Below are 23391 nucleotides of genomic sequence, written 5' to 3'. Positions count from 1 at the left end.
TGAAAGGCCGCATCATCGACGGTGGGCCGCCGCTGCCCCGCGAGCCGCTACTCCCAGTCCCAGCCGATCCCCAGGAACCCCGCCCGCACCCGCGGCTCGACCAGGTGCACCGACCGGTGCCGGCCGCTCAGCGCCAGGTCCTGGCATCCGCTGCGCGGCGCCGCCGCCGAGTGCTGGGCGAAGCGGTGGCAGCGCATCGGGAGGGCCGCCGCGTCGAAGCAGACCTGGAGGGCGTACTGGCCGCCGGGGGAGTCGAAGCCGCGGACGTACTCGAGGGACACGCCCGCCGTGCCGTCCTCGACGCCGTAGCGGAACAGGAAGGTGTCCCCGGCCCGCAGCCGGGTGTCGAAGAGCAGCTCGGCCGCGAGCACCCCCGTGTCGCGGTGCCAACGAACGCGCCCGGTACGGCAGTTCTCCAGGGCGTGCACCCGCATGCGCTCCGGCGCGGCTCCCCGGTCGCCGTGGTGGACGGCCACGAAACGGTCGATGCCGTCCCGATGGGCGCGCACGATGTGGTGCGACTCCCGCTCGGCCAGTTCGCGCCGGGCCCCGATCCGGAGCCGTTCGTGGTGGCCCAGGGTGTGCAGACCCCCGTCCGGCGGGCAGCCCAGCTCGGCCAGCAACTGGTCCAGGACCCCGGAGGCCTCGACGAGGGAGCGGTAGGAGCGGGCGGCCGGCCGCAGCCCGGACGGGCTCTGCCCGGACTCCGCGAGCAGCCGGATCAGCGACTCCTCGGGCAGCTCCAGGATCTCCTCCAGGGCGCGCACGGCCCGCAGCGACTCCGGGCGCTGTGGGCGCCGGGCCCCCTGCTGCCAGTAACTGAGGCTCGTGACGCCGACCTTCACACCGTGGCGGGACAGATGGTGCTGCACGCGTTGCAGGGGCAGGCCGCGGGCGGCGATCGCGGCGCGCAGGGCGACGTGGAAGGGGCCTCCTCGCAGGGCCGAGTCCAGTTCCGCGGTGGCGACGTCCGCGTGCTGTGGGGCGTGCGGCATGCAGGGGCCTCTCTGTGAGTCGGCGACGGCTGGTCAGACCGTCGGCGCGGGCCGCCCGGGGCCGTCCCGTCTCGGCGCCAGGGAGGTCTTCACATCCGTACGCCGTCGTTCAGGGTCCCGAGTTCCCCCGCATTGAAGCGTGTTGACCTGGTCCCGACAACACCTGATGCCGGACAGTGACGTACCCGCTCCAGCCGGCTCCGTCCGGACATGCGAACGCCCGGGGCAGTGCGCCCCGGGCGTTCGCAGTGGACGTGGGCTTCTAGGAGCGGTCGCTTCCGCCCTGTTCCCGGAGGGCCAGGCGCTTGGCCCGCGCGATGTCGGGATCGCGCGGGTCCAGGGCGTCGCGCAGCGCCAACGGCTCGTCCGTGTACCTGCGGGCACGGACCGCCCGCCGGGTTTTCTCGATCCGCATCCGCTTCATGTGCGCAGCCCTCCGACCCGTGGCCCGCCCGCTCCGCACCGGGAACGACGGTCCGCACCGACAACCTGTGCCTGCACCGGGACCGGTTCCGTCCGCCGGACGTCGCCTTGTCCCGTGGGTGAGCCCCATTCCCGCTCCCGGGGGGCCGTAACCCCGGGGCGGGACATGCCGTTGGAAACTGCCCTGCCGCCGGGGCGTGATCGCGCCCTGCGTCCGCGCCGGACTGTCGGTGCCCGCCAGTAGGGTGTGAGACATGGCCGACCCCTCCAGCTACCGCCCCAAACCGGGTGAGATCCCCGACTCACCGGGGGTGTACAGGTTCCGTGACGAGCACCGCCGGGTGATCTACGTCGGAAAGGCGAAGAGCCTGCGCCAGCGCCTGGCGAACTACTTCCAGGACCTGGCGGGCCTGCACCCGCGCACCCGCTCCATGGTCACCACGGCCGCGTCCGTGGAGTGGACGGTGGTGTCCACGGAGGTCGAGGCGCTCCAGCTGGAGTACTCGTGGATCAAGGAGTACGACCCCCGGTTCAACGTCAAGTACCGCGACGACAAGAGCTACCCGTACCTCGCGGTGACGATGAACGAGGAGTACCCGCGCGTGCAGGTGATGCGCGGTCACAAGAAGAAGGGCGTTCGCTATTTCGGGCCGTACGCGCACGCGTGGGCGATCCGCGACACGGTCGACCTCCTGCTGCGCGTCTTCCCCGTGCGCACGTGCTCCGCGGGTGTGTTCAAGAACGCCGCCCGCACCGGCCGCCCCTGCCTCCTCGGTTACATCGGCAAGTGCTCGGCCCCCTGTGTGGACCGTGTCTCCGCCGGCGAGCACCGAGAACTGGCCGACGAGTTCTGCGATTTCATGACCGGCCGCACGAACACGTACATCCGCCGCCTGGAGAAGCAGATGGGCGAGGCGGCCGAGGACATGGAGTACGAGCGGGCGGCCCGGCTGCGTGACGACATCGAGGCCCTGAAGAAGGCCATGGAGAAGAACGCGGTCGTGCTCGCCGACGCGACCGACGCCGACCTGATCGCGGTCGCCGAGGACGAGCTGGAGGCGGCCGTCCAGATCTTCCACGTGCGCGGCGGGCGGGTGCGCGGCCAGCGCGGCTGGGTCACCGACAAGGTGGAGGAGATCACCACCGGTGCCCTCGTGGAGCACGCGCTGCAGCAGTTGTACGGCGAGGAGACGGGGGACGCCGTCCCCAAGGAAGTCCTGGTCCCGGCCCTGCCCGACCCCGTCGAGCCCGTCCAGGAGTGGCTCACGACGCGGCGCGGTTCGGGTGTCTCGCTGCGCATCCCGCAGCGTGGCGACAAGAAGGCCCTCATGGAGACCGTGCAGCGCAACGCGCAGCAGGCGCTCGTGCTGCACAAGACCAAGCGCGCCTCCGACCTGACCACGCGCTCACGCGCCCTGGAGGAGATCGCCGACGCCCTCGAGCTGGACAGCGCCCCGCTCAGGATCGAGTGCTACGACATCTCCCACCTCCAGGGTGACGACGTCGTGGCGTCCATGGTCGTCTTCGAGGACGGGCTCGCACGCAAGAGCGAGTACCGCCGCTTCCAGATCAAGGGCTTCGCCGGGCAGGATGACGTCCGCTCGATGCACGAGGTGATCACCCGCCGCTTCCGGCGCTATCTCGCCGAGAAGGAGAAGACGGGGGAGTGGGCCGACGGCGAGGCCGCGGGGAGCGCCGAGAACGGTGAGACCGCCGAGAGCCAGGGTCCCCTCACCAGTACGGACACTCTCACCGGCCCGGACGCCCTCGCCAGCGCGAACACCCTCACCGAGGACGACGGCCGTCCCAAGAAGTTCGCCTACCCGCCCCAGCTCGTGGTTGTGGACGGCGGCGCCCCCCAGGTCGCCGCCGCCCGGCGCGCCCTGGACGAGCTCGGCATCGACGACATCGCCGTGTGCGGCCTCGCCAAGCGCCTGGAGGAGGTCTGGCTGCCCGGCGACGACGACCCGGTGGTCCTGCCCCGCACCAGCGAGGGCCTGTATCTCCTCCAGCGGGTGCGGGACGAGGCCCACAGGTTCGCGATCAGCTACCAGCGCACGAAGCGGTCCAAGCGCTTCCGCTCCAGCCCCCTGGACGACGTCCCCGGTCTCGGGGACACGCGCAAGCAGGCACTGCTGAAGCACTTCGGCTCGTTGAAGAAATTGCGATCCGCCACCATCGACCAGATCTGCGAGGTCCCCGGCATAGGTCGCAAGACGGCCGAGACGATCGCCGTGGCACTCGCCCGGTCGGCCCCGGCCGCACCCGCCGTCAACACGGCGACTGGAGAGATCATGGAGGAGGAACCCGGCACCATGGGTTCCAGTGGGGAACCCGTGACGACGGGAGCCCCGGACGAACGACGGGGGCAGGAGACATGAATGTGAACGAGCACCACGGGCAGCAAGAACAGACCGGAGACGGAGCACAGGTGAGTACGGGCACGCCCAACGAGAAGGCCCCGGTCCCGGAAGCGGCCATCCCCGAGTTGGTGATCATCTCCGGCATGTCCGGAGCCGGGCGGTCCACGGCGGCGAAGTGCCTGGAAGACCTCGGCTGGTTCGTCGTCGACAACCTGCCGCCCGCGCTGATCCCCACCATGGTGGAGCTCGGCGCCCGCTCCCAGGGCAACGTGGCGCGGATCGCCGTCGTCGTCGACGTGCGCGGCCGCCGCTTCTTCGACAACCTCCGCGAGTCCCTCGCCGACCTGGAGGCGAAGAACGTCACCCGGAGGATCGTCTTCCTGGAGTCCTCCGACGAGGCCCTGGTCCGCCGCTTCGAGTCGGTGCGCCGCCCGCACCCCCTCCAGGGCGACGGCCGCATCGTCGACGGCATCGCCGCCGAACGCGAGCTGCTGCGCGAGCTGCGCGGCGACGCCGATCTGGTGATCGACACCTCCAGCCTGAACGTGCACGAGCTGCGCGCCAAGATGGACGCCCAGTTCGCCGGCGAGGAGGAGCCGGAGCTGCGGGCCACGGTGATGTCGTTCGGCTACAAGTACGGCCTGCCAGTCGACGCCGACCTCGTCGTCGACTGCCGCTTCCTGCCGAACCCGCACTGGGTCCCGGAGCTGCGCCCTTACACGGGCCTCAACGAGGAGGTGTCGGGCTACGTCTTCAACCAGCCCGGCGCCAAGGAGTTCCTCGACCGCTACACGGAGCTCCTCCAGCTCGTCGCCACCGGCTACCGCCGTGAGGGCAAGCGCTACGTGACCATCGCCGTGGGCTGCACGGGCGGCAAGCACCGCTCGGTCGCCATGTCGGAGAAGCTCGCCGCCCGGCTCGCCGCCGAGGGCGTGGAGACGGTGGTCGTACACCGGGACATGGGACGCGAATGACACGACGTACTCCGCGGCTGAGCCGGCTGCGCCGGGTGGTGCCCGAGGGCAACACGGGCGGCAAGGGCGGCCGGCCCGCCGAGGCCCGGGGCGGCAGACCGCGCCGCCGGGGCACCCAGCCCAAGGTCGTCGCCCTCGGCGGCGGCATGGGCCTGTCCGCCTCGCTCGCCGCGCTGCGCCGGATCACCGGTGACCTCACCGCCGTCGTCACCGTGGCCGACGACGGCGGCTCCAGCGGCCGGCTGCGCGACGAGCTGGGCGTGCTGCCGCCCGGCGACCTGCGCAAGGCGCTGGCCGCGCTGTGCGGTGACGACGACTGGGGCCAGACCTGGGCCCGGGTCATCCAGCACCGCTTCCAGTCCAAGGGCGACCTGCACGAGCACGCGGTCGGCAATCTGCTGATCGTCGCCCTGTGGGAGCAGCTCGGCGACCATGTCCAGGCCCTCGACCTGGTCGGACGGCTGCTGGGCGCCCAGGGGCGGGTGCTGCCGATGTCCGCCGTGCCGCTGGAGCTGCAGGCCCTGGTCAAGGGCCACGACCCGGCCCGCCCGGAGGAGGTCGACACGGTCCGTGGCCAGGCGACCGTCGCCCTCACCCCGGGCGAGGTGCAGTCCGTGCACCTGGTGCCGTGCGACCCGCCGGCCGTGCCCGAGGCGGTCGCGGCCGTCCTCGACGCGGACTGGGTGGTGCTCGGCCCCGGCTCCTGGTTCTCCTCGGTCATTCCGCACCTGCTCGTGCCCCAGTTGCTGGACGCGCTCTCGCAGACGAAGGCCCGCCGGGTACTCTCCCTGAACCTCGCGCCGCAGCCCGGAGAAACCGAGGGCTTCTCCCCGCAGCGTCATTTGGAGGTTTTGGGACGACACGCCCCTAAACTCGCCCTGGACGTGGTGCTGGCCGACGAGGCCGCCGTGCCCGACCGTGACTCCCTGACCGATGCCGCCAAGCGGTTCGGGGCCGCGGTCGAGCTGGCGCCGGTGGCCCGGCCCGACGGCACCCCGAGGCACGACCCGGAGCTGTTGGCCGCCGCGTACGACCGTATTTTTCGGATGCATGGAAGGATCGGCCCATGGCGATGACGGCAGCGGTGAAGGACGAGATCTCCCGGCTCCCCGTCACCCGGACCTGCTGCAGAAAGGCGGAGGTCTCCGCCATTCTGCGGTTCGCCGGCGGCCTTCACCTGGTGAGTGGTCGGATTGTGATCGAGGCGGAGCTGGACACGGCGATGGCGGCCCGCCGGCTCAAGCGGGACATCCTGGAGATCTTCGGGCACAGCTCCGAGCTGATCGTGATGGCTCCGGGCGGGCTGCGCCGCGGTTCGCGCTACGTGGTGCGTGTGGTGGCGGGCGGCGACCAGCTCGCTCGCCAGACCGGCCTGGTCGACGGGCGGGGCCGCCCGATCCGCGGCCTGCCCCCGCAGGTGGTCTCGGGGGCCACCTGCGACGCCGAGGCCGCCTGGCGCGGCGCGTTCCTGGCGCACGGCTCGCTCACCGAGCCCGGCCGCTCCTCCTCCCTGGAGGTGACCTGCCCGGGCCCCGAGGCCGCGCTCGCCCTGGTCGGCGCCGCCCGGCGCCTCCAGATCCCCGCGAAGGCCCGCGAGGTCCGCGGCGTGGACCGGGTGGTCGTCCGCGACGGTGACGCGATCGGCGCCCTGCTCACCCGCCTCGGCGCGCACGAGTCGGTGCTGGCCTGGGAGGAGCGCCGGATGCGCCGCGAGGTGCGTGCCACGGCGAACCGGCTCGCCAACTTCGACGACGCCAACCTGCGCCGCTCGGCCCGCGCGGCCGTCGCCGCCGGTGCCCGGGTGCAGCGCGCCCTGGAGATCCTCGCCGACGACGTGCCGGAGCACCTGGCCGCCGCCGGCCGGCTGCGGATGGAGCACAAGCAGGCCTCCCTGGAGGAGCTGGGCGCGCTCGCCGACCCGCCGCTGACCAAGGACGCCGTCGCCGGCCGGATCCGCCGCCTGCTGGCCATGGCCGACAAGCGAGCCTCCGACCTCGGCATCCCGGGCACGGAGGCCAACCTCAGCGAGGACCTGGCCGACCATCTCGTGGGCTGATGTCACCGACCTGATCCCACAGACCGTCATCACACCGGTGCCGACGCCCACTTGGGTGGTCGGCACCGGTGTTTGCGTGTCGGTGAGGCGCCCTTGACTCGATCATGGTCTGTCATGAGCCTGGCATCTGTTCGCTGCTGTGGCGGACCCACGCTAGGGGGGTTCATGAGACGTAGAGCGAGATCGATCCTCGCTGTCGGCGCGCTCCTGATCGGCGGAGCGAGCTTCGCACCCATTGCCCAGGCAGAACCGGGTGGTTCGACCCCGTCCGACCCGGACGAAGTCAAGGTCTTCCGCGCCGACGTCACCCGCAAGCAGGTACCCCTGCTGCTGGCGGCCGGCCAGGACGGTCACGAACTGAGCGAGCGAGTGCCCGAGAAGGGCACCGCGACCGTCGAGGTCTACCTGACGGACCAGCAGGCGAAGAAGCTGGAGAAGCAGGGCGTCGACCTCACCGTGCATGAACTCTCCACCCGGGCCGAGGCCCGCGTCGAGGACGCCGCCGAGGGTGTGTTCCGCCCGTACAGCGGCAAGGGCGGCCTGCGCGAGGAACTCCTGCGCACCGCACAGGAGAACCCGGACCTCACCAAGGTCGTCTCCATCGGCAAGACCATCAAGGGCCAGGACATCCTCGCGCTGAAGCTCACCAAGGGCGCGAAGAAGACGAAGGACGGCTCCAAGCCCTCCGTCCTCTACCTGTCCAACCAGCACGCGCGCGAGTGGATCACGCCGGAGATGACACGGCGTCTGATGCACCACTACCTGGACAACTACAAGAAGGACCGGCGCGTCAAGAAGATCGTCGACTCCACCGAACTGTGGTTCCTGCTGTCGGCCAACCCCGACGGCTACGACTACACCTTCGCGGACCCGGCGAACCGCCAGTGGCGCAAGAACCTGCGGGACGTCAACGGCGACGGCACCATCACCACCGGCGACGGCGTCGACCTCAACCGCAACTTCGCCTACAAGTGGGGCTACGACGACGAGGGGTCGTCCCCCAACCCCACCAGCCAGACCTACCGCGGCGGCGGCCCGAACTCCGAACCGGAGACCCAGGCCCTGGACGCCTTCCAGAAGCGGATCGGCTTCACCTACGGCATCAACTACCACTCCGCCGCCGAACTCATCCTCTACGGGGTCGGCTGGCAGGTGGCCACGCACACCCCGGACGACGTCCTGTACGAGGCGCTCGCCGGCACGCCCGACAACTCCGCGATCCCCGGCTACCACCCGCAGCTCTCCTCCGAGCTGTACACCACCAACGGCGAGGCGGACGGCCACGCGGCGAACGTCAACGGGCTGGCGATGTTCACCCCCGAGATGTCGACCTGCCAGACCGTCTCGGACCTCGACCCGAACGACGAGTGGAAGGCGGCCGACTGCCAGTCGGTCTTCACCTTCCCGGACGACGAGAGGCTGATCCAGCAGGAGTTCGCCAAGAACGTCCCGTTCGCGCTCTCCGTCGCCGAGTCCGCCGCCCGTCCCGACCGGCCGTCCTCGTCGGTCGGCCTGAACGCCGCCGACTTCACCCCGGCCGCGTTCACCACGTCGTACTCCCGCGGCGCCGACCAGGAGGTCTCCGTCGTCGTACGCAAGGCGGTGCGCGACAAGGAGCTCAAGTACCGCGTCAACGGCGGCCGCACCCTGGACATGGCGCTCAAGCCCTGGAAGGGCGGCGAGACCTACGGCGGTGAGGACAACCTCTACTTCGACGAGTACCGGGCCAAGGTCAAGGACGGCGAGCCGGGCGACAAGGTCGAGGTCTGGTTCACCGGCGAGGCGAAGGACGGCAAGAAGCTCTCCAGCGAGCGCTTCACCTACACCGTCGCCGAGCGGCCCCGGGCGAACACCCTCGTCGTCGCCGAGGAGGGCGCGGCCGCCACGCAGGCGCAGACGTACGTGGACGCGCTCAAGGCGAGCGGCCGCAAGGCGATCGTCTGGGACGTCTCGAAGCAGGGCGCACCCGACGCGCTGGGCGTGCTGAGCCACTTCGACACCGTCGTCCACTACACGGGCGCGAGCGTCCCGGGCATCGCCACCCAGCTCCAGCTGCGGGCCTTCCTCAACGAGGGCGGCCGGCTCATCGAGGCCGGTGAGCAGGCCGGCGGCAACGTGGACCTCGGCGGCGGCGCGCTGTCGAACGACTTCAGCCAGTACTACCTGGGCGCCTACACCCGTACCGCCACCCCCGGTGCGACCGGCTTCACCGGCACCGGCGAGCTGGGCGGCGTCACCAGCCCGCTCGGCGCGGCCCCCGGCAACCCGCTCGACAAGGCCGGCACCTACAGCGTGACCTCGGACGAGCTCGGCACCGACGAGTTCCCGCAGTTCGCGAGCAAGGGCGCCGGGCGGTTCGCCGGCACGGTCAACCCGTACGGCCCGTTCGCGGGCTCGTCGATGGCCGCCGCCGTCCACACCGACGACGCCTACAAGCGCCTCACCCGCACCGTGGACCTCACCGGTATCACCGCGGCCGACAAGCCCACCCTGCGTACCCAGCTGCTGTGGGACACGGAGTCCGGCTACGACCACGCCATCGTCGAGGCCCACACCCCGGGTGCCGACGACTGGACCACCCTTCCCGAGGCGGGCGGCGCCACCAGGAGCGCCGTGCCCACGGAGTGCCAGGGCGGGTTCTACGTCAACGAGCACCCCTGGCTCAAGCACTACCTGACCGTGGCGGCCGACGGCTGCACCGCGACCGGCACCACCGGCACGTGGAACAGCCTCACCGGCGCCTCCAGCGGCTGGCAGCAGGTGAACTTCGACCTGAGCGCCTACGCCGGCAGGACGGTGGAGGTCTCGATCGCTTACGTCACCGACCCGGGCAGCGGCGGGCACGGCGTCCTCGCCGACAACGCCTCGCTCGTCGTCGGCGGCACGGCGAAGGACACCGAGGGCTTCGAGTCCTCGCTCGGCGCCTGGAAGGTGGCCGGACCGCCCGAGGGCAGCCCGGCCGTCCTCAAGGACTGGGCACGCACCGGCGCCCTGTTCCAGACGTACGGCGCCGTCACCACGGACGACACCGTGCTGCTGGGCTTCGGCCTGGAGCACGTCGGCGGCGCTGCCGACCGGGCGGCACTGATGAGGAAGGCGCTCGCTTCCCTGGACGGGTGATTTCCCTGGTCAACAGGGAACACGTCCCCCGGCGACATCGAGTGGTCCCGCTCTCGGTGGTGGGCGGTCCGTACCCCTACTGGCGGGTACGGACCGCCCTGCCGTGTATGAGGCATCTGGATGTCACTACCAGGGCTTGCGAGAGGTAGGGTCGTAGGCGGTCGGGGACATCCCAAACAGAGCTCGCCGGCACCTCGTGGCCGGCGTACCAACGAGGAGATCGGTTCGTGACGATCCGCGTAGGCATCAACGGCTTCGGTCGTATCGGTCGCAACTACTTCCGCGCGCTGCTGGAGCAGGGTGCAGACATCGAGATCGTGGCTGTCAACGACCTGGGTGACACCGCGACCACCGCCCACCTGCTGAAGTACGACACCATCCTGGGCCGTCTCAAGCAGGAGGTCACGCACACCGCCGACACGATCACGGTCGACGGCAAGACCATCAAGGTGCTCGCCGAGCGCAACCCCGCCGACATCCCGTGGGGCGAGCTGGGCGTCGACATCGTCATCGAGTCGACCGGCATCTTCACCAAGAAGGCCGACGCCGAGAAGCACATCGCCGGTGGCGCGAAGAAGGTCCTCATCTCGGCTCCGGCCAAGGACGAGGACGTCACCATCGTGATGGGCGTCAACCAAGACACGTACGACCCGGCGAACCACCACGTCATCTCCAACGCCTCCTGCACCACCAACTGCGTGGCGCCGATGGCGAAGGTCCTCGACGAGAACTTCGGCATCGTCAAGGGCCTGATGACGACGGTGCACGCCTACACCAACGACCAGCGCATCCTGGACTTCCCGCACAAGGACCTGCGTCGCGCGCGTGCCGCCGCCGAGAACATCATTCCGACCACCACGGGTGCCGCCAAGGCGACCGCGCTGGTCCTGCCGCAGCTCAAGGGCAAGCTGGACGGCATGGCCATGCGCGTCCCGGTCCCGACCGGCTCGGTCACCGACCTGGTGCTGGAGCTCGGCCGCGAGGTCACCAAGGAAGAGGTCAACGCCGCCTTCCAGAAGGCCGCGGAGGGCGAGCTCAAGGGCATCCTCGAGTACACCGAGGACCCGATCGTCTCCTCCGACATCGTGAACGCCCCGGCGTCCTGCACCTTCGACTCCTCCCTGACCATGGTCCAGGAGGGCAAGAACGTGAAGGTCATCGGCTGGTACGACAACGAGTGGGGCTACTCCAACCGCCTCGTGGACCTTACGGTCTTCGTCGGCAACCAGCTCTGATCAACCGAGCAGGCACGGCCATGTGACAGCAGGGCTCGGGCGGCGCGAGGATGCGCCGTCCGAGCCCTGAGTCACGTACAGATCAGAGCTGTTCGATCAAGAGCGCTTTCGAGCGATCACGAGCTCTTTCAGGAGAGTCCCCTCATGAAGACGATCGACGAACTCCTCACCGAAGGGGTCGCAGGCAAGCGGGTCTTCGTCCGCGCCGACCTGAACGTGCCGCTGGACGGCACGCGCATCACCGACGACGGCCGCATCCGCGCCGTGCTGCCCACGGTCAAGGCCCTCGCCGACGCGGGCGCCCGGGTGGTCGTCGCCTCTCACCTGGGCCGCCCCAAGGGCGCCCCGGACCCGGCCTTCTCCCTCGCCCCGGCCGCCGCGCGCCTCGGCGAACTTCTCGAGGCGGACGTGGCCTTCGCGACCGACACGATCGGCGAGTCCGCCCGTGCCACCGTCGCCGGTCTCGCCGACGGCCGGGTCGCGGTCGTCGAGAACCTGCGCTTCAACGCCGGCGAGACGAGCAAGGACGACGCCGAGCGCGGCGCCTTCGCCGACGAGCTCGCCGCCCTCGCGGACGTCTACGTCGGTGACGGCTTCGGCGCGGTGCACCGCAAGCACGCGTCCGTGTACGACCTCCCGGCCCGCCTGCCGCACTACGCCGGCTACCTCATCGCCACCGAGGTCGGCGTCCTGAGGAAGCTCACCGACGACGTCAAGCGGCCCTACGCGGTCGTCCTCGGCGGCGCCAAGGTGTCCGACAAGCTCGCCGTCATCGACCAGCTGCTCGGCAAGGCCGACCGCCTGCTCATCGGCGGCGGCATGGTCTTCACCTTCCTCAAGGCCAAGGGCCACGAGATCGGCACGTCCCTGGTGCAGGAAGACCAGCTCCCCGTCGTCCGGGAGTACATCGAGCGCGCCGAGAAGAACGGCGTCGAACTGGTCCTGCCCGTGGACGTCGTGGTCGCGCCGGAGTTCCCGGACCTCAAGACCAAGGCTCCGGCCAGGCCCAGCACCGTCGCCGCGGACGCCATGCCGGCCGGCCAGATGGGGCTGGACATCGGCCCCGAGTCCCGCAAGCTGTACGCCTCGAAGATCGTCGACGCCGCCACCGTCTTCTGGAACGGCCCCATGGGCGTCTTCGAGCACCCCGATTTCGCCGAGGGCACCAAGGCGGTCGCCCAGGCCCTCCTCGACTCCCAGGCCTTCACGGTGGTCGGTGGTGGCGACTCCGCCGCGGCCGTGCGCATCCTGGGCTTCGACGAGAACGCATTCGGCCACATCTCGACCGGTGGCGGCGCCTCCCTCGAATACCTCGAGGGCAAGACGCTCCCCGGCCTCGCCGCACTGGAGGACTGACCTACATGAGCACGCGCACGCCGCTGATGGCGGGCAACTGGAAGATGAACCTCAACCACCTCGAGGCCATCGCCCACGTCCAGAAGCTCGCCTTCGCCCTGGCCGACAAGGACTACGAGGCCGTCGAGGTCGCCGTCCTGCCGCCCTTCACCGACCTGCGCTCCGTGCAGACCCTGGTCGACGGCGACAAGCTCAAGATCAAGTACGGTGCCCAGGACATCTCGGCGCACGACGGCGGTGCCTTCACCGGCGAGATCTCCGGCCCCATGCTGGCCAAGCTGAAGTGCACGTACGTCGCCATCGGCCACAGCGAGCGCCGCCAGTACCACGCCGAGACCGACGAGCTGGTCAATGCCAAGCTGAAGGCCGCCTACAAGCACGGCCTGACGCCGATCCTGTGCGTCGGTGAGGAGCTGGAGATCCGCGAGGCGGGCAACCACGTCTCCCACACCCTCGCCCAGGTCGAGGGCGGTCTGAAGGACCTCCCGGCCGAGCAGGCCGAGACCGTCGTGATCGCCTACGAGCCCGTCTGGGCCATCGGCACCGGCAAGGTCTGCGGCGCCGAGGACGCCCAGGAGGTCTGCGCGGCGATCCGCGGCAAGATCGCCGAGCTGTACTCGCAGGAGCTGGCCGACAAGGTCCGTATCCAGTACGGCGGCTCGGTCAAGGCCGGCAACGTCGCGGAGATCATGGCCCAGGCCGACATCGACGGTGCCCTGGTCGGCGGCGCCTCACTGGACGCCGACGAGTTCGTCAAGATCGTGCGCTTCCGCGACCAGTGAGTATGCGGTAGCGGCGATCCGTCGTACCCTTGCGGGGTCCAGCGCTGTGCTGGGCCCCGCGTCGTCCGTCCGAATCCGAGGAAGTTGGTCCAGCCGTGGTTTTGGGGTTCTCGATCGCCCTGATCGTCTTCAGCCTGCTGCTGATGCTGCTGGTGCTGATGCACAAGGGGAAGGGCGGCGGCCTCTCCGACATGTTCGGTGGCGGCATGCAGTCCTCCGTCGGCGGCTCCTCGGTCGCCGAGCGCAACCTCGACCGGATCACCGTCGTGATCGGTCTGCTGTGGTTCGCGTGCATCGTCGTGCTCGGCATCCTGATGAAGGTGAACAACTGACCGAGCCGCAATCCGCACGGAACTCGTACGTAAGGCCCCATGTTCGGTACGCGCAGCTGAGCGCGGCCTATCATGGGGCTTGCGTCTAGGTGTGAGGGTTGTAACTCCAATCACTGGACGCGCGTTGGGCCTTACGTAGACTGAGGCGCTCGCAGCGAAGCGGAACGCCGACTCGCTTCGCGGCACCATCACGCAGGGAGTTACGACCGTGGCAAGTGGCAACGCGATCCGGGGAAGCCGGGTCGGGGCGGGGCCGATGGGCGAGGCCGAGCGCGGCGAGTCCGCGCCGCGGCTGCGCATCTCCTTCTGGTGCTCCAACGGACACGAGACCCAGCCGAGCTTCGCCAGCGACGCGCAGGTGCCCGATACCTGGGACTGTCCCCGCTGCGGCTTTCCGGCAGGCCAGGACCGGGACAACCCGCCGGACCCGCCGCGCACCGAGCCCTACAAGACGCACCTGGCGTACGTACGGGAGCGGCGCAGCGACGCGGACGGCGAGGCGATCCTCGCCGAGGCGCTCGCCAAACTGCGGGGCGAGATCTAGACATCGAGACCGGCCGGGCACCAGCGGGTGCCCGGCCGGAGTCGCCTCCCCGCCTTCGCCGCCGACCGATTGTCAGTGGTGCCCCCTACGGTTTGTGCATCGGACGAACCACGAGGGGGAGCGGTGGCGGCGGTCGAGGTGGGGAGCAGGTGCGCGCCCGCGTGGCGCGGGGGCTTCGGACGGTTGTGGAGCGCCGCCGTGCTGTCCAGCTTCGGCGACGCGCTGCGGACGGCCGCGCTGCCCCTGCTGGCCGTCACCCTGACCGACGATCCGCTCCTCATCGCCTCCGTCACGGCCTGCGGCTATCTGCCCTGGATCGTCTTCGGCCTGCTCGGCGGGGCCGTCGCCGACCGGGTGGACCAGCGGCGGGCCATGTGGACGGTGGACGCATTACGCGGGCTGCTGGTCGCCGCCTTCGCGGTGGCCGTCGCGCTCGGACACGCCTCGATCGGCCTGCTCATCGTGCTGGCCGTCGCCCTCACCACCCTCCAGACCCTCTTCGACAACGCCGCCACGGCGCTGCTGCCCGCCCTGGTCGACCGGGACGCGCTCGGCAGCGCCAACGCCCGCCTGATGACCGGTCAGCGCATCGCCGGCGGACTCGTCGGCGGGCCCGTCGTGCCCCTGCTGCTGGCAGCCGGGACGGCCGTGCCGTTCGCGGCCGACGCCGTGACCTTCCTCGTCGCCGCCGCGCTGATCGCCTCCCTGCCGGCCGCCGGGCCCGACCGGAAGCCGAGACCTACGGGCAGCACGCTGCGCCGGGAGATCGCGGAGGGGCTGCGGACCCTGTGGCGCGACCGTGCCCTGCGCGCCCTGTGCGCCGCCACGGCCCTGTGCAACATCGGCATGGGCACCCAAATCGCCATGCTGGTCGTCCTCGTCACCGACTGGCTCCGAGCCGGCCCCGCCGGATACGCGGCGGCGGGCGCCGCCTTCACCCTGGGCAGCCTGGCCGGGGGAGTGGTGAACGGCCGGCTGGTGGCGCGGCTCGGCCGGCTGCGGTCGGTGCTGCTCGCCGGCTCGGTGCAGACGGCGCTCCTCGTCATCATGGGCACCGTACGCAGCCTGGCCGTGCTGGTGGGTGCTCTGGCCGTCTTCGGGCTCCTCGGCATGGTGTGGAACGTCAACACGACGACCCTCATGCAGGAGCGCAGCCCCGCCGGGCTCCTGGGCCGGGTCAGCTCGGCCTTCCGCACCCTGGCCTTCGCCGGAGTACCCCTCGGCGCGCTGCTGGGCGGAGCCGTCGCCGCCGCCTGGGGGCCGAACACCCCGCCCTTGCTGACGGCCGCCTTCTTCGTCCTCGCCGTCATCGCGCTGATACCCGTGCTCAAGGTGAACGTATCTGTTGTCGAGCCGGAGGACGGCGCCACGACAGCCGATGCCACGCGCTGATCAATTAGGTTGGGAGCGGCAGCGGGGCAAGGTACGCAGGCAGGACAGGAAAGAAGGCTGAAGTCCGAGATGAACGCAGACGGCCGCACCAGGCTCAACCAGACGTCCGAGTGGGCGGCACTGGCCAAGCACCGTGAGGAACTGGGCGAAGTCGGGTTGCGCGAGCTGTTCGCCGCCGACTCCGGCCGCGGCACCGCGTACACCCTCCGGGTGGGCGACCTGTACATCGACTACTCCAAGCACCTCGTCACCGACGACACCCTGCGGCTGCTGCGCGAACTGGCCGCCGCCACCGACGTCTTCGGGCTCCGGGACGCCATGTTCCGTGGCGAGAAGATCAACACCACCGAGAACCGGGCCGTGCTGCACACCGCGCTGCGCGCCCCGCGGGACGCCGTCATCGAGGTCGACGGCGAGAACGTGGTGCCGGATGTGCACGCCGTGCTCGACAAGATGGCGGACTTCGCGAACCGGGTGCGTTCGGGCGAGTGGACCGGCCACACCGGCAAGCGGATCCGGAACATCGTCAACGTCGGCATCGGCGGCTCCGACCTCGGTCCGGCGATGGCGTACGAGGTGCTGCGCGCCTTCACCGACCGCTCGCTGACGGTGCGTTTCGTGTCCAACGTGGACGGCGCCGACCTGCACGAGGCGATCCGGGACCTGGACCCGGCACAGACGCTGTTCGTCATCGCCTCCAAGACGTTCACCACCATCGAGACGGTCACCAACGCCACCTCCGCCCGCTCCTGGCTGCTGGACGCGCTCGGTGACGACGCCGCCGTCGCCAAGCACTTCGTCGCGCTGTCGACGAACGCCGAGAAGGTCGCCGACTTCGGCATCGACACGGCCAACATGTTCGAGTTCTGGGACTGGGTCGGCGGCCGCTACTCGTACGACTCCGCGATCGGGCTGTCCCTGATGATCGCGATCGGCCCGGACCGCTTCCGGGAGATGCTCGACGGGTTCCGGATCGTCGACGAGCACTTCCGCACCGCGCCCGCCGAGTCCAACGTGCCGTTGCTGCTGGGCCTGCTGGGCATCTGGTACGGCAACTTCCACGACGCCCAGTCGCACGCGGTGCTGCCCTACAGCCACTACCTCTCGAAGTTCACCGCCTACCTCCAGCAGCTCGACATGGAGTCCAACGGCAAGTACGTCGGCCGGGACGGGCGCGAGGTGGAGTGGCAGACCGGGCCGGTGGTGTGGGGCACGCCGGGCACCAACGGGCAGCACGCCTACTACCAGTTGATCCACCAGGGCACCAAGCTCATCCCGGCCGACTTCATCGGCTTCGCGCGGCCGGTCGGCGAGCTGAGCGGGCAGCTCAAGGCGCAGCACGACCTGCTGATGGCCAACTTCTTCGCCCAGACGCAGGCGCTCGCCTTCGGCAAGACCCCGGACGAGGTGCGGGCCGAGGGCGTGCCGGAGGAACTGGTGCCGCACAAGACGTTCCTGGGCAACCACCCGACGACGACGATCCTCGCTCCCGAGCTGACGCCGTCCGTCCTCGGCCAGTTGGTCGCCCTCTACGAGCACAAGGTGTTCGTGCAGGGCGCGGTGTGGAACATCGACTCCTTCGACCAGTGGGGCGTGGAGCTGGGCAAGGTCCTCGCCAAGCGCGTCGAGCCCGCGCTGACCGAGGGCGCGGAGGTCGAGGGCCTGGACGCCTCCACCGAGGCCCTGGTCGCCACATACCGGGAGCTGCGCGGACGGCAGTGACCATCGCGGACGGAAAGCGGGCGGCAACGCGCCGTCCGCTTCCCGTAGAATCCCGGTCGATCATCACGGCGAGTGCTCGGGGGAGCGCGAAGTGGCACGCACACGCGGAAGTTGGACCGGCGGCACGCTGACGGCCCGGTCCCTGCTCAAACCCCAGGACGTGGCGCGGGCGGTGTTCCACCCCGCGTGGATTCCGCAGCCGCTCGATCCGTCGGTGGAGCGGCTCAAGAGGCTCCGCGTCATCGCCGGGGCGGTCGCGTCCCTCGGGGTCTTCACTTTCATCGAGGGCGGCTTCGACTTCACGGAACTGCTGGAGAACGCGATGACGGCCTCCGTCGTCCTGCTCTTCCTCACCCCGCTGACGGTCGGGGCGATGCTCTGGGTCTGGCGGCGCGGCGGCACCGTAGGGCAGTTGCGGGTGCCGCTCCTCAACTCCCTCAAGTTGCTCCTGCTGTTCGTCGGCTGTGTCGCGGCGCTGCTGTTGCTGGTGCGGACGACGAACGCGGCCGGCAGCATGGTGATGATCCTGACGGTCGGCCTGACCATGATGTGGATGCTCATCTTCACGGCCTACGGAGCGGTGCGGGTCTCCGGCAACTTCTTCGGCACGGCTGCCGTGCACCGGTGCCTGCCGCCGCTGCTCGCCGTGGTGACCAGCTGGCTGATGGCCATCCCGGACCTCGTCACCGGCGATCTGCACGGTCTCAGCCTCACCCTCGGCATCGTCTTCATCCTGGGCGCGCCGGTGACGGTCACCGCCATCTCGCTGCTGGAGATGGGGCGGCTCAAGCGGCGCTACGGGATCCGGCTGAAAGCCCATCCCGCCACTCTGGCACCGGCGCCCGGGCCGGTCCCGCCGATGCCTCCGGGCATGCCTCCGGCGGGAGCGCCGTACCTGCCCCCGCAGGGGAACCCGTACGGCCACCCGTATGCGCCGGGCGCGCAGCACCCGTACGCCCCGCACCCGCAGCCGACGTACACCCCGCAGCACCCCTACGGCGGCTGACCGGCGCGAGGTCAGGCCACGGCGCTCAGCGTGTCCGCGAGCCGCCGCCGTGCCGCCCGCGCGGCGGGCACGGCGGCCAGGGCCGCCGCGCAGAGCACCGCTGCCGCGCCGAGCAGCAGCATGAGCACGGGGGACGGGCCCTGGGCGATTCCGGCGCCGATGCCGCTGGATCTTCCCTGGGCGTCGATCAGCCAGTGGGCGAGCGGCAGCCCCAGGGCGGTGGCGGCGAGGACGGCCGCCAGGGCGGTGAGGCCGGTGGCCGTGACCGTGATCGCCGTGATCTGCCGGGGAGACAGGCCGATCGCCTTCAGGGCCAGCAGATCCCGTTCGCTCTCGCGGACGGTGCCGCCGATCGCGGTCAGCAGCTCGATGAGCCCGATGAGGGCGAGCACGGCGATCAGCCCGGCCACGACCGCGCGCAGCGGGGACAGCCCGTCCGCCGGATTGGTCACCGTGTGCACGTCGAGGTGGCCGCGCCCGGCCGTGGTGAGCCGGTCGGCGACCTCCCGCGGGTCGGCGCCGGGGTCCAGGCGGAGCTCGTAGAGGGTGGGGCCGAGTGCGGGGTCGTTCGCGCGGAGCGTGTCGAGGGACGTGGAGATGACCCGGCCGGCGTTCTCCGGCTCGATGCTGCGGCCCACGATGTGCAGGATCTGCGGCTGGTCGCCGACGGTCATCCGGACCCAGTCGCCGACCCGTACGTCCAGCAGGTCGAGCAGCCCCTGCCCGGCCACGGCCTCGTCGGCGCCGCGGGCGGGGCGGCCCTCGGCGAGGGTGTACGGGTAGGGGTCCTGGTCGGTGCCGAGGCCACGCAGTGCGATGGTCGCCGTCTGGCCGGGCACCAGGGCGGCCGTCTCGACGCCCGGGTAGGCGGCGGCCACCTCCGGGTCGCGTTCCAGCAGTGTACGGGTCTGCTCCTCGCCGCGGCCGGTGTCGGCGCGGACGCTGAGCGTGGTGGGCAGGCCGATGCGCTCGGGCTCGCTGTGGAAGCGGTCGATAGTGGTCCAGGCGCTCATCGCCACCACGATCAGCAGCAGCGGCAGCGCCAGGCGGGCGACGGTGGCCAGGGACCGGGGGCGGCGGGTGAACGCCTTGTGCCAGCCCAGCACCAGCGCGGGCGGGACGCGCACTCCCAGGGCCCGGCGTGCCACGCCGGACAGCCGCCCGCCCGAGGTCGCGGCCGGCCTCGGCACCGGCACCGGCGGCACGCGCCCGGCCCGCCAGGCGGCCAGCCCGGTGGTCGCGCCGATGAACAGCACCGCGCCCGCGGGGACCACGAGCAGCGCCACGGTGTGTCCGGGCAGCCCCTGCCACACGCCCACCGCGTCCCCGAGCCGCCCGGGGATCCGGCTGCCCAGGGCCTCGGCGAGACCGGCGGCGGCCACGGCGCCCAGCAGGGCGTACGCGAGGTGCTGGAGCAGGAAGATCCGGACCACCTGGCCGGGGGTGAAGCCGATGGCCTTCAGGACGGAGAGGTCCCTCAGGTGGCCGCGGATACGGGTGCCGATCGCCCCGTGCACGGCGAACCCGGCCGCGACCAGCGCGCCCAGCCCGAACAGGCCCAGCACCTGACCGAGCAGCCGGTTGTCGCCCTGCGCCTCGGCGCGAGCCTGCTGCCAGGTGGAGACCTCGCCGATCGCCCCGGACCCCAGCACGGTCACGGCACGCTGGACGAGGTAGGAGGTGTCGCCCGGGTCCGTCAGCCGCAGCCCGATCACCTGGCCGCCGGGGTCCGGCACGGCCGACGGCAGTGCCCAGACCAGGCCCGGCTGCTCACCGGGCCGGTAGCGCGGCTCGGCGCTGTCGGCGAGGCCCACGACGGTCAGCTCGCGGGCGGTTCCGGGCACCGTGAGGGTGTCGCCGGGCTCGGCCAGCAGGGCGCGGGCGAGGCGGCTCTCCAGGACCACGCCGTTCGGGGCCGAGGGGTCGAGCCAGTGGCCGGAGACGATCGGGGGGCGGCCGACGGAGGGCCGCTCGGGGGTGGCGCGCAGCTCGACGGAGGCGCGGCTGCCGCGCGAGGAGACCGTGGTGGAGGCGGTGGGGTAGGGACCGGCAACAGAGTCGACGCCGTCCAGCGCGGCCAGCCTCCCGGTGTCGGCCGCCGCGTCGGTGTGCAGCCACACATGTGCGCCGTGCGACTGTGTGAAGACGCGCTGCCAGGGGTTGGTCGCGTAGCCGAACAGGGCCGTGGCCAGCAGCAGCGAGGCGACGATGCCCGCGGTGGCGAGGACGAGGAACAGTGCCTCGCCGCGGTGCGTGCGCAGATCGGAGTGGGCCCAGCGCAGGGTGGCTCGCATACGGGTCAGCCCTTCCGGGGATCGTCGTACACCCGCATGTCAGTCCTTCAGCTCCAAAACACCGGATATCCCGGAGCGGCGCGGGGGAGTGGCGGTGCCGTCGAGTTCCGCGTCGTCGGCGATCCGGCCGTCGAAGAAGCTGATCACCCGGTCCGCTGCGCTCGCCAGCCGGGCGTCATGCGTGACCAGCACGATCGTCTGCCCGCGCTGGTGGAAGCGGGTCAGCAACCGCATCACCTCGCGGGTGCCCTTGCTGTCGAGGCTGCCGGCGGGCTCGTCCGCCAGCAGCAGCGGCGGGTGGTTGACCAGGGCCCGGGCCAGGGCGACGCGCTGCTGCTCACCACCGGACAGCTCGCCCGGCATGCTGCGCTCCTTGCCCGTCAGGCCCAGCTCGGCCAGCAGCGCCTCCCGCTCGGCGCGCGCCTGCTTCGGCGGGGTCCCGGCGAGGAGGGCGGGCAGCTCCACGTTGTCGGCGACGGACAGGTTCGAGACGAGGTTGAAGAACTGGAAGACGATCCCGATCCGCTTCCTGCGCTCGATCGCCCAGCGGGCCTCGCTGTAGGTGTCGGTGGACTCGCCGTCGAGCCAGATGTGGCCCGCGTCCGGCCGCTGGAGCCCGCCCAGCAGATGCAGCAGTGTCGACTTGCCGGCGCCGGACGGGCCGGTGATCGCCACGAACTCGCCGGGCCGGACGCACAGGTCGACCCCGCGTACGGCGTGGGCGGGCGCGCCCTCGCCGTGGTGGGTCTTCACCAGCCCCTCGGCGCGCAGCACAGGAGCGGGGCGGTCGTCGCTCACTCCAGCTCCTCCAGCTCTTCCTGGCACCGTTCCAGCCAGTCGAGGTCGGCCTGCAGGTGCAGCATCGCGCCTTCGATCAGCAGGTGGGCGATGCGGTTGTCGCGGTCTTCGGCGGCGGCCAGCCTCGACAGCTGCCGCATGGTGTTCAGGTACTGGCGCCGCTGCTGGTTGATCAGGGTGATCTGCTCGGCGAGGCCGGTCTGCGGGGCGAGCGCCAGTTTCATGAAGAACTCGTCCCGTACCCGCGGCTCGTCCTCGGGCGCCTCGAACCAGGCGCGCAGCGCCTCCCGCCCGGCCTCGGTGAGGTGGTAGACCTTTTTGTTGGGCCGGCTGGACTGTGCCACGTCCTCGCCCTCGATCAGTCCCGACTTCTCGAGGCGGCCGAGGGTCACATAGATCTGGCCGACGTTCGGCTGAGGGTACGCGGAGCCCAGCAGTTGCTCAAGGTCCTGCTTGAGCTCGTAGCCGTGGGCGGGCCCGCGGGCGAGGAGGGCCAGGAGGGGCAGGCGCACGCGTGCAGTCCTCCTGTCTGGTCCAATGTGCTCCAGGCCCTAGTATCGCCCATACCTAACAGGTATACATGGCCTCGGATTCCGGGCAAGGGTGCCCAGCGCCGGTGTACAGGGAGGAACCTATGCGGTGGATCCATGCCGCGGGTAGGGGCCTTCTCGTTCTCGTCGTGGTCCTGACCGGGTATGTCGCCGCCGGAGCGCAGGCGGGCGAGCCCTCCGGGGGCGCCCGGGGGCCGCTCACCCTGGCCACCGCCGGAGACCTCACCGGGTACCTCGGCCCCCTCCTGGAGGGCTGGAACCGTACGCACCCCGGGGAGAAGGTCGATCTCGTCGAGCTGCCGGACTCGGCCGACGAGACGCAGGCCCAGATGGCCACCGATCTGCGCGACGGCGACCGCAGCCGGTTCGACGTGCTCAACATCGACGTCAACTGGACGCCGGAGTTCGCCGCGGCGGGCTGGATCCGCCCCCTGCCCCGGGACCGCTTCCCGCTGAAGACCTTCCTCCAGCCGGTCGTGGACACGGCGACCTACGACGGGCAGCTCTACGCCGTCCCGTACGTCACCAACGCCGGCCTGCTCCTGTACCGCAAGGACGTCCTGGCGAAGGAGGGCGTCGAGCCGCCGCGCACCTGGGCGGAGCTGGAGCGGTACGCGAAGACGATCGCCCCGAAGCACGGCCTCGACGGGTACGCCGGACAGTTCCTGCCCTACGAGGGCCTCACCGTGAACGCGGCCGAGGCGGTCTACTCGGCGGGCGGCTCGATCCTCGGCGACGAGGGCGAGCGCGTCACCGTCGACTCGGCGGCGGCTCGCAGGGGCATCGGATTCCTGGCGCGCGGGGTGCGCGAGGGCTGGATCCCGAGGGAAGCGCTGACGTACAAGGAGGAGGAGTCCAAGCAGGCCTTCCAGGACGGCCGGCTGCTCTTCCTGCGGAACTGGCCGTACGCCTACGTCGGCGCCTCCGCCCCCGGCTCCAAGGTCGCCGGGAAGGTCGGCGCCGTGCCCCTGCCCGGGCCCGACGGGCCGGGGACGAGCGTCCTCGGCGGCTCCAACCTGGCCGTCAGCGCGCACACGCGGCACCCCGACTCGGCGGCCCGCCTGATCGCGTACCTCACCAGCGAGCGCGTCCAGCGCCAGGTCCTCACCCGCGGCGCGCTGCCGCCCGTACGGGCCGATCTCTACAAGGACCCCGCGCTCATCCGCCGGTTCCCGTACCTGCCGACCCTGCGCACGAGCGTCCTCGCGGCCGAGCCGCGCCCCAAGAGCCCGCGCTACGACCAGGTGAGTCTGGTCGTGCAGGCGGTCGTGCACGACGCGATGGCGGGGCACCAGACGCCCGCGGCGGCGGTGCGGCGGCTGGCGCGGGAGCTCGCGCTCGTCTCACGCCGGTAACGCAGACGCGCTCGGCGGCGGTCTCCCTACTTACTTGTTAGGTAACGCAGGGGTCTCATCTTGCTTGATTGTGCCCGGTAAGTCCTGATTAGG

19 protein-coding genes are annotated in these 23391 nt (G+C 71.0%); 14 read left to right on the top strand and 5 right to left on the bottom strand.

Annotated features, from left to right (window positions below; all coding sequences use genetic code 11):
• Positions 1-47: 47 nt before the first annotated feature.
• Positions 48-995 (bottom strand): hypothetical protein, encoded by a 948-nt coding sequence (locus ACFY9E_RS31655; RefSeq protein ID WP_390989695.1) that lies wholly within the window; start codon positions 993-995, stop codon positions 48-50.
• A gap of 262 nt (positions 996-1257) precedes the next feature.
• The gene (locus ACFY9E_RS31650) at positions 1258-1410 is read right to left on the bottom strand and encodes a hypothetical protein (protein WP_200839649.1); all 153 of its coding nucleotides are present in this window, start codon (positions 1408-1410) and stop codon (positions 1258-1260) included.
• Between the two features lie 262 nt (positions 1411-1672).
• Between ACFY9E_RS31650 and uvrC the strand changes: the two genes are divergently transcribed.
• The 13 genes from uvrC to ACFY9E_RS31585 all read left to right on the top strand — a co-directional run bounded on the left by uvrC (position 1673) and on the right by ACFY9E_RS31585 (position 18300).
• Complete coding sequence (gene uvrC, locus ACFY9E_RS31645) at positions 1673-3799, top strand: excinuclease ABC subunit UvrC (protein WP_390989693.1); 2127 nt, start codon at positions 1673-1675, stop codon at positions 3797-3799.
• On the top strand, positions 3796-4755 hold the full coding sequence (gene rapZ, locus ACFY9E_RS31640; protein ID WP_390989692.1) for an RNase adapter RapZ: 960 nt from the start codon (positions 3796-3798) through the stop codon (positions 4753-4755). Before uvrC ends, rapZ begins: the two co-directional genes overlap by 4 nt.
• Complete coding sequence (gene yvcK / locus ACFY9E_RS31635; protein ID WP_390989690.1) at positions 4752-5831, top strand: uridine diphosphate-N-acetylglucosamine-binding protein YvcK; 1080 nt, start codon at positions 4752-4754, stop codon at positions 5829-5831. The genes rapZ and yvcK overlap by 4 nt, the downstream gene beginning before the upstream one ends.
• Entirely contained in the window at positions 5822-6811 is a 990-nt protein-coding gene (whiA, locus tag ACFY9E_RS31630) for a DNA-binding protein WhiA (RefSeq protein ID WP_390989688.1), read from the top strand. The genes yvcK and whiA overlap by 10 nt, the downstream gene beginning before the upstream one ends.
• A 165-nt stretch (positions 6812-6976) precedes the next feature.
• Entirely contained in the window at positions 6977-9931 is a 2955-nt protein-coding gene (locus ACFY9E_RS31625; protein ID WP_390989686.1) for a M14 family zinc carboxypeptidase, read from the top strand.
• A gap of 227 nt (positions 9932-10158) precedes the next feature.
• Positions 10159-11166, top strand: a complete 1008-nt coding sequence (gene gap, locus ACFY9E_RS31620; RefSeq protein ID WP_390989684.1) for a type I glyceraldehyde-3-phosphate dehydrogenase — start codon at positions 10159-10161, stop codon at positions 11164-11166.
• A 144-nt stretch (positions 11167-11310) separates the two neighbouring features.
• Positions 11311-12522, top strand: a complete 1212-nt coding sequence (locus ACFY9E_RS31615) for a phosphoglycerate kinase (protein WP_390989683.1) — start codon at positions 11311-11313, stop codon at positions 12520-12522.
• A 5-nt stretch (positions 12523-12527) separates the two neighbouring features.
• Positions 12528-13304, top strand: coding sequence for a triose-phosphate isomerase (gene tpiA, locus ACFY9E_RS31610; RefSeq protein WP_390989681.1), 777 nt, complete (start codon positions 12528-12530; stop codon positions 13302-13304).
• Between the two features lie 95 nt (positions 13305-13399).
• Entirely contained in the window at positions 13400-13636 is a 237-nt protein-coding gene (gene secG, locus ACFY9E_RS31605) for a preprotein translocase subunit SecG (RefSeq protein ID WP_094052663.1), read from the top strand.
• A gap of 208 nt (positions 13637-13844) precedes the next feature.
• Positions 13845-14180, top strand: coding sequence for an RNA polymerase-binding protein RbpA (locus ACFY9E_RS31600; RefSeq protein ID WP_003957010.1), 336 nt, complete (start codon positions 13845-13847; stop codon positions 14178-14180).
• A gap of 123 nt (positions 14181-14303) precedes the next feature.
• Positions 14304-15572, top strand: coding sequence for an MFS transporter (locus ACFY9E_RS31595; protein ID WP_390989679.1), 1269 nt, complete (start codon positions 14304-14306; stop codon positions 15570-15572).
• A gap of 69 nt (positions 15573-15641) precedes the next feature.
• The gene (gene pgi / locus ACFY9E_RS31590) at positions 15642-17294 is read left to right on the top strand and encodes a glucose-6-phosphate isomerase (protein ID WP_390989677.1); all 1653 of its coding nucleotides are present in this window, start codon (positions 15642-15644) and stop codon (positions 17292-17294) included.
• A gap of 91 nt (positions 17295-17385) precedes the next feature.
• The gene (locus ACFY9E_RS31585) at positions 17386-18300 is read left to right on the top strand and encodes a hypothetical protein (RefSeq protein WP_390989676.1); all 915 of its coding nucleotides are present in this window, start codon (positions 17386-17388) and stop codon (positions 18298-18300) included.
• A gap of 11 nt (positions 18301-18311) precedes the next feature.
• Here ACFY9E_RS31585 and ACFY9E_RS31580 read toward each other — a convergent pair whose 3' ends face one another.
• Genes ACFY9E_RS31580 through ACFY9E_RS31570 form a run of 3 tightly spaced genes read right to left on the bottom strand, consistent with a single transcriptional unit; the run spans position 18312 to position 21904 of the window.
• Positions 18312-20594: an FtsX-like permease family protein gene (locus tag ACFY9E_RS31580; RefSeq protein WP_390989674.1), complete on the bottom strand. Its 2283-nt coding sequence runs from the start codon at positions 20592-20594 to the stop codon at positions 18312-18314.
• Positions 20595-20633: 39 nt separating this feature from the next.
• Positions 20634-21392, bottom strand: a complete 759-nt coding sequence (locus ACFY9E_RS31575) for an ATP-binding cassette domain-containing protein (protein WP_390989673.1) — start codon at positions 21390-21392, stop codon at positions 20634-20636.
• Positions 21389-21904, bottom strand: a complete 516-nt coding sequence (locus tag ACFY9E_RS31570; protein ID WP_390989671.1) for a helix-turn-helix transcriptional regulator — start codon at positions 21902-21904, stop codon at positions 21389-21391. The genes ACFY9E_RS31575 and ACFY9E_RS31570 overlap by 4 nt, the downstream gene beginning before the upstream one ends.
• A gap of 122 nt (positions 21905-22026) precedes the next feature.
• Between ACFY9E_RS31570 and ACFY9E_RS31565 the strand changes: the two genes are divergently transcribed.
• Positions 22027-23298 (top strand): extracellular solute-binding protein, encoded by a 1272-nt coding sequence (locus ACFY9E_RS31565; RefSeq protein ID WP_390989669.1) that lies wholly within the window; start codon positions 22027-22029, stop codon positions 23296-23298.
• The last annotated feature ends 93 nt before the right edge of the window (positions 23299-23391 follow it).

The organism is Streptomyces sp. NPDC012466, from assembly GCF_042955215.1.
In the GTDB taxonomy this organism is placed as follows: domain Bacteria; phylum Actinomycetota; class Actinomycetes; order Streptomycetales; family Streptomycetaceae; genus Streptomyces.
Note: the sequence above shows the minus strand (reverse complement) of the source record. Positions and strands in the feature narration are given on the sequence as shown.